Raw genomic sequence first — 11349 nt, forward strand, 5'->3', positions numbered from 1 at the left:
GGTACGAGCGCTGAACAAAATGACGAAAGCAGGTATGCCTGAAAGCGTGCGTATTGCCTGAAAACACAACCCGCTACGGGGGAGACTTACCCGAAATCTGATTTATTCAACAAAGCCGTCAGCAGGGACAGGAAGGTCGAAGGCTCGTTGTAATCACCTACCCATGACGCGCGGATAACATCAAAATTGCCGGTATTGCGGCTGTCGATATAGGTTTTCCACTCCTGGTTTTGCAGTTTGACATCCACACCAAGATTTTTCTTCCACATGGAAGCCACCGCTATGGCGATTTTTTGGTGGTTTTCCGAGGTGTTGTACAGCAGGTTCAGCTTCAGCGGACGCTGAGGGCCGTAGCCGGCGGCCTGGAGCAGAGTTTTGGCCTGAGCGTTCAGCTCCTGCTGCGACATCTGTTCGAACGGTGAAGGGTCAGGGGTGAAACCCGCCGTCACGTCAGGGGTGAAATGCCAGGCCGGCTTCTCGCCGGTACCTAACACCTTCTCTGCCATAATACGGCGATCGATAGTCATGCTCAGCGCAAGACGCACCCTGGCATCGGCAGTCGGCCCCTTTTGCGTGTTAAACGCGTAGTAATAGGTCCCGAGCTGGGGCGGCGTATACACCTGTCCCGGAATGTCCTTCAGGAGTTTCTGATACATGTTTTTCGGGAACGATTCGGTGATATCGATATCCCCTGCCAGATAGCGTTTTGTGGCGGACGATTCCTGATTAATCGGAATGAAAGTCACTTTTTGCAGGACAGTTTTCGCATTGTCCCAGTAATGGGTATTCGGAACGACGACCAGTTTTTCATTCACCACGCGGTCGTTCAGGACGTAGGCGCCATTACCTACCAGAGCGCCCGGACGCGTCCACTCCTTACCGCTTTCAACGTTCGCTTTTTGCACCGGATAGAAGGCGAAGTTCGCCGTCAGGTTGCTAAACCACGGGAGCGGTTTGTCCAGCTGGACGCGTAAGGTTCTGGCATCCACCGCCGTCACGCCCAGGGTATCTGGCGCCGCTTTGCCATCAATAATGGCCTGCGCGTTGTTGATGCCTGCCAGCGCCGCAAACCAGGCAAACGGAGACGTGGTTTTCGGGTCAACCAGACGCTGCCAGCTGTAGACAAAATCCTGAGCGGTGACGGGCGTACCGTCAGACCATTTCGCGTTATCGCGCAGGGTGAACGTCCAGATACGGTTATCGTTGCTCTGCCAGCGCGTCGCTACCCCTGGGGTCAGTTCCCCTTTCTCGTTCTGATTCACCAGCCCTTCGAAAAGATCGCGAATTACCTGAATCTCGGGTAATCCCACCGCTTTTGCCGGATCGAGCGAAGCGGGTTCGTCTTTAATATGCCTGACCAGCTCCTGTTTTTGCGCCAGTACCGTGCCCTGTGGCACATCAGCAGCGTACGAGAGTGTAGAGAGTCCGCACAGGTACAGTGCAGCACAGAGACGCGAAACAGGATGCTTCATAAGATCCCCTTTAATGAATTCAAGTAACAAGCAGATGCGTAATTATTTGTTTCGAAACAGAGAAATGCAAATACCTTCGTCCGGAATAGTGATTTGAGGCAATTCTCAGCCGTCACGGAAACTATTTGATTAACAGCGGATTTTGCACAACACTGCCTGTAGAGACTTCTTTATCAGGATTTCGTATGGCAACCACCCGACCGCGAGCGGAGCGCGGCGCCTTTCCGCCGGGCGCCGAGCAATATGGCCGTTCATTTTTAGGCGCATCGCTGATCTGGTTCCCGGCACCCGATGCCGATCGCAACAGCGGTTTGATCATTGCCGGCACGCACGGAGACGAGAACTCTTCCATCGTCACGCTTTCCTGCGCGCTGAGGACGCTGACGCCTTCGTTGCGACGTCACCATGTGATTCTTGCCGTCAATCCGGACGGCTGTCAGCTGGGATTGCGGGCGAATGCGAGAGGAATCGACCTGAACCGTAATTTCCCCGCGGCAAACTGGCGCGCAGGGGAAACGGTATATCGCTGGAACAGCTCCGCCGAGGAGCGGGACGTGGTGCTGCTAACGGGAGACAAGCCCGGCTCGGAGCCGGAAACGCAGGCGCTGTGCCAGCTTATCCATAAAATCCACCCAGCATGGGTTGTCTCCTTCCACGATCCGCTGGCCTGTATTGAAGATCCGCGCCACTCTGAACTGGGCGAGTGGCTGGCGCAGGCTTTCGCCCTGCCGCTCGTCACCAGCGTGGGCTATGAAACCCCTGGTTCCTTTGGTAGCTGGTGCGCCGATTTGAGCCTGCCCTGCATCACCGCTGAATTCCCGCCGATTTCCTCCGACGAAGCCAGCGAAAAATACTTAAAAGCGATGGTGGAGCTTCTGCGCTGGCAGCCTCAGAGATGAAGCACGCCGCTGGTAAAATGAAGCGCCGGTGAAACGTCAACAGCCAGCCACGTCGGACCATCGAGATCGGCGAAACGGACCTGATTGACCAGCGGAAGCACCGCGCCGATCGCCCGGGAGGTGCAAAGCATGCACCCCAGCATAAGGGCAAACCCCTGCGCCCTGGCGTCCGCAGCCAGTGCCAGGGCTTCTGTCAGTCCGCCTGCCTTGTCGAGCTTGATATTGACCATGTCATAGCGGCCCTTAAGCTCGCTCAAATTTTCGCGGGTATGGCAGCTTTCATCCGCGCAGACGGGCAACGGATGGATAAAATTCTTCAGCGCCGCATCATCTTTTGCTGGCAGAGGCTGCTCCAGCATCGCCACGCCCAGATCGGCCAACAGCTGGCATCGCGCTGCCAGCCCTTCAGGATGCCACGACTCGTTGGCGTCAACAATCAGCGTGGCTGAGGGCACCGCAGAGCGAATGGCGACCATCCGCTCGCTGATCAGACGATCGTCGAGCTTCACTTTCAAGAGCGTGGCCCCGGCGTCATAGAGCGCTTTCGCACTGGCGGCCATCTGCTCCGGCTCACCAATCACGACCGTTTGCGCCGTCACGACGGACTCAGGCAGCGCCACACCCAGCAAGGACGTCAGCGATTTTTGCTGCTGAGCGGCTTCAAGGCTCCAGAGCGCACAGTCGATAGCGTTACGCGCCGCCCCGGCGGGCAAACGCTGCTGTAACGACTCACGCGTGAGACCTTTTTGCAGGTCAGGCACAAGGGTCATGATCTGCGCCATCACCGACGCAAGGCTTTCCCCATAGCGCGGGTAAGGCGTACATTCCCCGACGCCTTTAAACCCCTCTTCTTCGACTTCAACCACGACCACGCTGGCTTCACTTCGGCTGCCGCGGGAGATCACAAACGGGGTATGCAATGGCCAGGCTTCTTCATAGACCTTAACGCTTCTCATCACTGACTCCTTGCGGCCCGGAAAGGCGAAAAATTTGGTTTGCCGTGTTATCCGCTGATGGCATACACTAGCCCCGACGTTAACTATATGTAAACAGGAAGATATCTATGTCACAACTCGTTCATTTCCAGGGCAACCCGGTTGCTGTTGCAGGTTCCATTCCGCAGGCTGGCAGCAAAGCGCAGGCTTTTACTCTGGTGGCTAAAGATCTGTCTGACGTCACACTGGCTCAGTTTGCGGGCAAACGCAAAGTACTGAACATTTTCCCAAGCATTGATACCGGTGTTTGTGCCGCATCCGTGCGTAAATTCAACCAGCTGGCGACTGAAATGGACAACACCGTGGTGCTGTGCATTTCCGCTGACCTGCCGTTTGCCCAGTCCCGTTTCTGCGGTGCCGAAGGCCTGAGCAACGTCATCACCCTCTCCACCCTGCGCAGCGCTGATTTCCTTGAGAAATATGGCGTCAGCATCGCGGAAGGCCCACTTAAAGGTCTGGCAGCACGAGCTGTACTGGTTCTTGATGAAAACGACACTGTTGTCTTCAGCGAACTGGTTAATGAAATCACCACCGAGCCAGATTACACTGCCGCGCTGGACGTGCTAAAAGCATAATAAGTCCTTAGCATTCTATACAACTCATTCTCAACCTCGCCGCGGCGGGGTTTTTTATTACTTTAAAGCTGAATCGTTAAAGCATAAATGCTCGCATGTCACATTAATCCTGCAATAATCAGAGCAATATGTAACATGATCGTGATCAGCAACGCATAATAATCGTTAAAATCCCCTATTTTCATCCCGAGTGAAGCCCATCACATTTCCCTTTTTGTCTAAACATTAGATTTGCTTACGAAAGAAAATAATCGTTTCAGCAAAAAGGATAAAATATGAAGATCAAATTCGCTTTTACGCTTCTGGCGGTCCTAGTTTCTGGCCATGCCGCGGCTAAAACCTGGGTGCTGACAAGCGCTGAAAGCAGCGTAGAGAAAGGAAACTGGAAGATTTCCAGTGATGAGCTGAAAGTTAAAGATCAGACGTTCAGCATTGAGCAAAAAATCTTACACGGCGGCAAGCAGGAAGGCAGTAAAGTCATCATTATTAGCAGTAAAGATGGCCTGACGATTACCCTGAGCCCTACCCGTGGCATGAACCTTCTGCACGTGGAAGGGTTTGGCACCCGACTGGGTTGGAATTCTCCTGTTAAAGAGGTCGTGAACCCGGCTTACATCAATCTTGAAAGCCGCAACGGTCTCGGCTGGCTGGATGGTTTCAACGAGATGATGGTGCGCTGTGGCTACGAGTGGACTGGTCATCCGGTTACCGCAGATGGGCAAATTTACACCCTTCACGGCAGGGCCGGAAATACACCGGTATCGCAGGTGGAAGTTGAGGTGGCGGATACCGCTCCGCATGAGATCCGCGTTCGGGGTTTGATCAAAGAGAGCACGTTTAAAAAATCGGATCTGCAAACCATGACCGAGCTGCGCTACGTTCCCGGAACCAACCGGTTCAGCCTGCACGATGTTCTGACAAACCATGCCGATTACCCTCATGATTATCAAATCATCTATCACAGCAACTTCGGCACGCCGATCCTAGAGGAAGGCGCCCGTTTCCTTGCGCCTGCGGCGAGCGTGAGCCCGTTCAATGACTACGCCAAAGCGGGGGTTAACGACTGGCAAACCTACGCCGGGCCGACAAAAGGCTTTGATGAGATGGTCTTTAATATTAAACCGCTGGCAGACAATAACCACGAAACGCTCGCGGCGGTGGTCAATAAAGCCGGTGATAAAGGCGCGTCAATCCAGTTTGATACCCGCCAGCTGCCCGTGCTGACCTTATGGAAAAACACCGACACGCTGAAGCAGGGCTACGTCACGGGCATCGAACCGGGCACTAGTTACGCCTACCCCGTCACGATTGAACGTGAGCAGAAGCGGGTTAAGCAGCTGCAGCCCGGTGCCAGCGCGCAGTTTGATCTGACCTACACCCTGCTCCACAGCCCGCAGCAGGTGAAAGAGGTTGAAAGCAGGATTGCGTCGATTCAGGGCGAGACAAAAACAGAAATCGTTAACACGCCGATGGCGAAGGAATAAACGTAAAGTAAAAAGCCTCTTTACAGAGGCTTTTTGTTATTCGTCGCCTTTCTTATGATTCAAACCATACTCGCGCAGCTTGTTCGCGATCGCGGTGTGCGAGACGCCAAGGCGTTTTGCCAGCTTGCGGGTGCTGGGATAACTGCGGTACAGCTGCGTCAGCACTGAGCGTTCAAAACGGCTGGTAATATCGTCCAGCGAACCTTCCATCGCCTCTTCCCCTACCGATACCGTTCCGGCGTCGTAATCCGGCAGCAGGATATCCTGCGGGCGCAGTTCGTAGCCTTCAAGCTGGGTCAGCGCGCGATAGACGGCGTTTTTAAGCTGACGAATGTTGCCCGGCCAGCCGTAGCGCATCAGCACCGTGCCGAGATCGGCAGACAGCTTCGGACGCGGCACACCCTGCTCGTCGGCAAAGCGGGCGACGAACAGCTCAGTAAGCGGCATGATGTCCTGCGGGCAATCGCGCAGCGGCGGAATGTTGAGCGTCAGGACGTTGAGGCGGTAATAGAGATCCTCGCGGAAGATCCCCTTTTGCACCAGTTCAACCAGGTTTTTCTGGGTGGCGCATATAACGCGCACGTCCACATGCACTTCGTGATCCTCACCGACGCGGCGGAAGGTTCCGTCGTTCAGGAAACGCAGCAGCTTAGCCTGCATACGTGGCGACATTTCGCCGATTTCGTCCAGCAGCACGGAGCCGCCGTTAGCCTGCTCGAAGAACCCTTTCTTACCTTCCGGCGCGTGACCAAACAGCTCGCTTTCAACGGCATCTTCCGGAATAGAGGCGCAGTTAAGTGCCAGATAAGGCTTAGCCGCACGCGGACTCGCCAGATGCACCGCATGAGCCAGGAGGTCTTTCCCTGTGCCGGTGTCCCCGGTAATCAGCAGCGGCGCGGTCAGGCTTGCGAGCTTACGCGCCTGATCAACCACATGGCGCATTTTCGGGCTGACGGCAATAATCTGGCTGAACGCACCAACGTCCTGACTGGAGAGGTTTTGCAGCTGGCGACCCATGCGTAGCGTCGAGCGCAGCATGATCACCGCCCCGGTGAGCATGCGAGTGTTCCCTTCCCCTTTCAGATAGACCGGCGTGATCTCCATCAGGAAATTCTGCCCGTTAATCACCACATGCTCGCTAAGCGTGTTCTGCGGATTGCTGTCCAGCCAGCGCTGGAAGTTAAAGCCGGGGATCAGCTGCGCGGCGTTATGATTGCTGAGCTTCTCCTGGCTCTGCGCGAAAAGCTGGCAGCTCGCGTGGTTAACGCGCTCAACTTTGCTTTTCAAATCCAGGGAGAGGAACGGTTCAGGCATGGCCTCCAGCAGCGCGCTCAGTGCCAGGTGCTCACGTTCAGAAGGCATCCAGGGAATGGTGCGTACATCCGTAACGCCAGCGATACGGCGGATTTCCGCCATCAGGCTGCTGAATGTATTAAATTCAATTTCGGCAAAATTGAGGTAAATTCGCCCGACAGGATCGATCTCAATGCCACGTAAATCAATGCTACGTAAAACAAGAAGATCGAGTAATTCGCGGGTCAGACCGAGACGGTCTTCACAGAAGACTTCAAGACGCATGGGAAATTCACCGTTTTAAGCCAGTAACAGTAAAATGATATGTCAGAACACGGTGATCGGGAAGATGGCTGTCAACAAATATTGACAGCCAGCACGATTAGTGAACAAAACCTCATGGAGCCGGTTTTTTATTGAGCGTCTCTTTGAGCTGGCCGATCAGCTCGCGCCTGAAATCCCCCAGTCGCGGCTTATCGCCGTCAATCCAGGGCAGCGGACGGCAGACTTCCATCGCTTTAATCCCCAAACGCGCCGTCAATAATCCTGCGCCAATCCCCTGGGCGGCACGAGCAGAAAGACGCGCCGCCAGATCCTGCGACATCCAGTCCATTCCCACTTCGCGCACCAGCTCACTCGCCCCGGCAAACGCGATATTGAGCAGGACCAGCTTAAACAGCCTGAGCCGACTGTAGTAACCCAGCTCTATGCCGTAAAGGTTCGCGATACGGTTGATCAGGCGCAGATTACGCCAGGCGATAAAGGCCATATCGACCAGCGCCAGCGGGCTGACGGCAATCATCAGGGTGGATTCCGCCGCAGAACGGCTAATCTCGCGCCGCGCCTGGGCATCCAGCACCGGCTGAACCATGTGGGAATATAGCGTCACCACTTCCCGATCGTTCTGGGTTTCATGGATGGCGGCGTACCAGCGCTGAAGCGCCGGGTGCGACTGATCGATTCCGGCCTGGCTGGCCAGCTTTTCACAGAAGGCACGACCTTTGCCGGTGCCGTGACTGTGGAGCAGATCCCGCGCTTCATCACGCTCGTGCGCGCGCTGGCGCAAACGCCAGAGCCGACGCCACTCGGTGGTAACCGACCCGATGCCCGCCCCCACAATCAGCGCGCCTGCGGCACATCCGCCCAGCGCGACCCAGTCCTGAGTTTGCCAGGCATTCATCGTCCACTGCACGCCCTGCCCAACCACGCTTACGCCAAACAGCGCCAGACCGGCGGTGACCATCCTGCGCCACAGGCTTCGTTTTGGACGCAGAGCGGCTTCCACAACCGCCTCTGCCGGACCTTCCTCAACGGCGGGCTCCTCTGTCAGGGCCGGGGAAAAGTTATCGGCCTGCGTGCCGCTGAACGTCTGCGCGGTTTTGAACGCCTCCTGAGGGTCGTGCTCAAGCGTTCCGGTAAAGTCTATGCGCGGTTTTAACGGTTCCGTCATCGCAATTTATCTCCAATCAAAAACTCCAGCGCCGCATCCAGACGGATGTGTGGTAAAGGCCTGTCGACACTCATTGCCTGCGGGCGGAAGGCTTCAAACTGGAAGCCCTGGTTATGCCAGAAGGCCTGACCCGGCAGCCGCGCAGGCACTTCGCCCGGATAGACGGTAAGCGGCTCACCGTCGCTGAGCCGGTTCCCGCGTAATGCCGGTATTTTCTCGCCGTTAAGATCAATCAGCCCGCTTTGTGTCGCCTGCACTGACGCGAGCCCAAGGCAATCCATGCCGATCCCTTCGAAGGCGGCGTTTTGCCAGGCGTCCTGCACCAGCTGCTGCAGCAGCGATACCATATTGGCATGCTGGTCGACCGTGACGTGATCGGCCTTCGTGGCCGCAAAGAGCAGTTTGTCGATCACCGGTGAGAAAAGACGACGGAACAGCGTCCGCTGCCCGTAGTGAAAACTTTGCATCAGCTGCGTCAGCGCCAGGCGCATATCGTTGAAGGCCTGCGGCCCGCTGTTGAGAGGCTGCAGGCAATCCACCAGCACAATCTGACGATCAAATCGCAAGAAGTGGTTTTTATAGAATCCCTTGACCACTTTTTCACAGTAGTAATTGTAACGCTCGCGGAGCATCCCGGCGTTCGTGTGCTTATCAGCCTGCGCCAGCGTCGACTCACCCACCCCATCCACATCCGGCCAGGGGAAGAACTGAAGCGCAGGTGCGCCCGCTAAATCACCCGGCAGAACAAAGCGACCCGGCTGAATGAAGTGCAATCCTTCCTGTTTACACTGGTGCAAATACGCCGTCCATGCGTCGGCAATGGCCGCAAGACGGTTTTCATCTGCTGGCGCAAGCGGGCCCAGTCCTTCGCAAAGCTGTCGCCATTTGGCCGACCACCCTGCGCGTTGCCCCTGCAACAAGCCCGTCATCTGGCGGGACCAGCTGAGGTAATCCTGCGCCAGCATCGGCAGGTCGAGCAGCCATTCGCCGGGATAATCGACGATTTCAAGGTACAACGTGGAAGTATCCTTGAAGTGGCGCATCAGGGATTCATTCGAGCGAAAACGCAGCGCAAGACGAATTTCACTGACCCCTCGCGTCGGGGTCGGCCACGCGGGCGGATCGCCATACAGCTGCGCCAGCCCTTCGTCATAGGTAAAACGAGGAATACCAAAATCGCGCTGAGGGACGCGCTTCACGCCCAGCAGACGTTCTTCCCGCACCGCGCTGAGCAACGGCAGACGCGCCCCGGCATGCAGGTTCATGAGCTGGTTTACCATCGCAGTGATAAACGCCGTCTTACCGCTGCGGCTCAATCCTGTTACCGCCAGTCGAAGATGACGGTCAACGCCACGGTTAACCAGTGAATTAATTTCGTTTTTAAGTCGCTTCATCACCGTCCTTCGTTGCCCGGAAGCCTTGAATGCATGGCTTCAGAATACAATAAATGGGGGCAGATCGTTGATTATCAATTCTTATTTATTGCTATTGCCGTTTTCTCTCCAGTAAGATGAACGGCATTGCTGTCAGTCCGGAGTGAGTAAGGTGTATGTCACCCACCATCTATGATATCGCACGGGTTGCGGGCGTATCGAAATCAACCGTTTCCCGCGTTCTGAATAAACAAACGAATATTTCTCCCGAAGCGCGTGAAAAAGTGCTGAAGGCGATTGACGAATTAAATTATCAGCCCAACAAACTGGCCCGTGCCCTGACCTCTTCAGGCTTTGATGCCATCATGGTTATTTCGACCCGTTCAACCAAAACCACTGCCGGTAATCCCTTTTTCTCCGATATCCTTCATGCCATTACGGCAAAAGCGGAAGAAGAAGGATTTGACGTTATTTTACAAACCTCAAAAAGCAGCGAGGACGATCTGCTGAAATGCGTGAGTAAAATTAAACAAAAGATGATCAAAGGGATCATTATGCTGAGCTCACCGGCAAATGAATCCTTTTTCACCACGCTGGATGAGTATGGCGTACCGGTAGTGGTTATCGGCAAAGTGGAAGGGGAGTATCAAAATATCTATTCCGTCGACACAGATAATTTCCATGACAGCGCCACGCTGACCGAAACCTTTATTAAAAACGGACGCCGTAAAATTGCCTGTCTGCATGCCCCGCTTGATTATCATGTTTCGATCGATCGTCTTGCGGGCTATAAAGCCAGCCTGGAAAAGCACCATATTGCCCTTAACCCGGACTGGATCAGGGATGGCGGTTATACCCATGAGAGCGCGCTTACTGCGGCTCTGGAGCTGTTGTCTTCATCCACGCCGCCCGATGCGGTATTTGCTACCGACAGCATGAAGTTGCTAAGCCTCTATCGTGCGGCGGATGAGTTGAATCTGATGATTCCAGAGCAGGTGGTGATAGCCGGATACAGTGACCCGATGCTGTCTCTCATTTTAACACCCGCACCTGGCGGGTTTGATATCCCCACCCGAAAGCTGGGGGAAGAGAGCTGCGATCTACTTTTCAGGCGTATTGCAGGTCATCCCGCCCCGCAAAAAGTGCTGGTTGATACCCATTTTATACTGGCGGCCTCGCTGCGCTAAAACCAGGGGCAGTTAGCCCCTGGAAGACACACGATCAGAAAGCGTAATTTACCCCAACGCCCGCATAGTGGAAGCGGTCGTTTTTACCCTCGTCATGGTTTTCCCATTCATAGGCGTATTCAAGCGTCATGGATAAACCGTTAATGAAGTCATAGGCGTACTGCATACCCACGCGGTTGAAATTATGTCCTTCACGCTCGGGATCGTCCCGCCAGTCCCAGTTCGACCAGCGATCGAGCCCCAGTCGTGTGTAAGGCGTTAAGGTGGTCTGGCCTAACGAAATAGGCAGATAGGCACGAATTTCCTGGGTGGAGAATTCTCCGTTATTACGGGAACCGTCCATGTTGAACCCGCGTTCTAAATAGTAATTCACTTTAGCGGCAAAGGTGTCGTTAATGGTCCAGGTAAAGCCCGTTTCGGTTTCGACGCGGCTGTCTGAATAGCCGGTTTTTTCCAGATCGTTAGCAAACTGATACATGGCAAACCAGCCGCCAAAACGCCAGTCGTCGGTTAATTTTATATCCCAGTCAGGCTGAATTTTGTAGCGCTGCATATTAGCGCTGCCGTCTCTGGCGCCGTGTTCATCCTTAAAGTGATAACCATAATTACGGAAACCGCCGG

9 protein-coding genes and 1 pseudogene are annotated in these 11349 nt (G+C 54.9%); 4 read left to right on the plus strand and 6 right to left on the minus strand.

What is annotated here, in order from left to right:
* Positions 1 to 113: 113 nt before the first annotated feature.
* Positions 114 to 1472 (minus strand): annotated as a pseudogene (locus ACWYRJ_RS19470) (peptide ABC transporter substrate-binding protein); the annotation flags it as partial.
* A 185-nt stretch (positions 1473 to 1657) separates the two neighbouring features.
* Here ACWYRJ_RS19470 and mpaA point away from each other — a divergent pair.
* On the plus strand, positions 1658 to 2371 hold the full coding sequence (mpaA, locus tag ACWYRJ_RS19475) for a murein tripeptide amidase MpaA (protein WP_111965078.1): 714 nt from the start codon (positions 1658 to 1660) through the stop codon (positions 2369 to 2371).
* On the opposite strand, the gene ycjG is transcribed toward mpaA, so the two are convergent.
* Entirely contained in the window at positions 2362 to 3327 is a 966-nt protein-coding gene (gene ycjG / locus ACWYRJ_RS19480) for an L-Ala-D/L-Glu epimerase (RefSeq protein WP_455508460.1), read from the minus strand. The two genes, mpaA and ycjG, sit on opposite strands and share 10 nt — an antisense overlap.
* Before the next feature lie 107 nt (positions 3328 to 3434).
* Between ycjG and tpx the strand changes: the two genes are divergently transcribed.
* Together tpx and ACWYRJ_RS19490 are read left to right on the plus strand one after the other, a co-directional pair.
* Positions 3435 to 3941 (plus strand): thiol peroxidase, encoded by a 507-nt coding sequence (tpx, locus tag ACWYRJ_RS19485; RefSeq protein ID WP_023335907.1) that lies wholly within the window; start codon positions 3435 to 3437, stop codon positions 3939 to 3941.
* 275 nt (positions 3942 to 4216) lie between these two features.
* Positions 4217 to 5425, plus strand: a complete 1209-nt coding sequence (locus ACWYRJ_RS19490) for an aldose 1-epimerase family protein (protein ID WP_223578996.1) — start codon at positions 4217 to 4219, stop codon at positions 5423 to 5425.
* 36 nt (positions 5426 to 5461) lie between these two features.
* Here ACWYRJ_RS19490 and tyrR read toward each other — a convergent pair whose 3' ends face one another.
* From tyrR to ACWYRJ_RS19505, 3 genes are all read right to left on the minus strand, one after another.
* Positions 5462 to 7003, minus strand: coding sequence for a transcriptional regulator TyrR (tyrR, locus tag ACWYRJ_RS19495; protein WP_133294547.1), 1542 nt, complete (start codon positions 7001 to 7003; stop codon positions 5462 to 5464).
* 112 nt (positions 7004 to 7115) lie between these two features.
* On the minus strand, positions 7116 to 8168 hold the full coding sequence (locus tag ACWYRJ_RS19500; protein WP_136194958.1) for a YcjF family protein: 1053 nt from the start codon (positions 8166 to 8168) through the stop codon (positions 7116 to 7118).
* On the minus strand, positions 8165 to 9562 hold the full coding sequence (locus ACWYRJ_RS19505; RefSeq protein ID WP_223579005.1) for a YcjX family GTP-binding protein: 1398 nt from the start codon (positions 9560 to 9562) through the stop codon (positions 8165 to 8167). The genes ACWYRJ_RS19500 and ACWYRJ_RS19505 overlap by 4 nt, the downstream gene beginning before the upstream one ends.
* A 155-nt stretch (positions 9563 to 9717) precedes the next feature.
* Here ACWYRJ_RS19505 and ACWYRJ_RS19510 point away from each other — a divergent pair, with 155 nt between their 5' ends.
* Positions 9718 to 10728 carry a LacI family DNA-binding transcriptional regulator gene (locus tag ACWYRJ_RS19510; protein ID WP_223579007.1) on the plus strand — a complete coding sequence of 337 codons (1011 nt, stop codon included), beginning with the start codon at positions 9718 to 9720 and terminating at the stop codon, positions 10726 to 10728.
* A gap of 34 nt (positions 10729 to 10762) precedes the next feature.
* On the opposite strand, the gene ACWYRJ_RS19515 is transcribed toward ACWYRJ_RS19510, so the two are convergent.
* The coding region (locus ACWYRJ_RS19515) for an OmpG family monomeric porin (RefSeq protein ID WP_455508461.1) at positions 10763 to 11349 on the minus strand (587 nt) is incomplete at its 5' end.

The organism is Enterobacter sp. (assembly GCF_977039595.1).

Bases quoted from the DNA above. Each gene is read 5' to 3' on its own strand.
- ycjG (WP_455508460.1), bottom strand. From the start codon at position 3,327: ATGAGAAGCGTTAAGGTCTATGAAGAAGCCTGGCCATTGCATACCCCG.
- ACWYRJ_RS19500 (WP_136194958.1), bottom strand. From the start codon at position 8,168: ATGACGGAACCGTTAAAACCGCGCATAGACTTTACCGGAACGCTTGAG.
- tpx (WP_023335907.1), top strand. From the start codon at position 3,435: ATGTCACAACTCGTTCATTTCCAGGGCAACCCGGTTGCTGTTGCAGGT.
- tyrR (WP_133294547.1), bottom strand. From the start codon at position 7,003: ATGCGTCTTGAAGTCTTCTGTGAAGACCGTCTCGGTCTGACCCGCGAA.
- mpaA (WP_111965078.1), top strand. From the start codon at position 1,658: ATGGCAACCACCCGACCGCGAGCGGAGCGCGGCGCCTTTCCGCCGGGC.
- ACWYRJ_RS19490 (WP_223578996.1), top strand. From the start codon at position 4,217: ATGAAGATCAAATTCGCTTTTACGCTTCTGGCGGTCCTAGTTTCTGGC.
- ACWYRJ_RS19510 (WP_223579007.1), top strand. From the start codon at position 9,718: ATGTCACCCACCATCTATGATATCGCACGGGTTGCGGGCGTATCGAAA.
- ACWYRJ_RS19505 (WP_223579005.1), bottom strand. From the start codon at position 9,562: ATGAAGCGACTTAAAAACGAAATTAATTCACTGGTTAACCGTGGCGTT.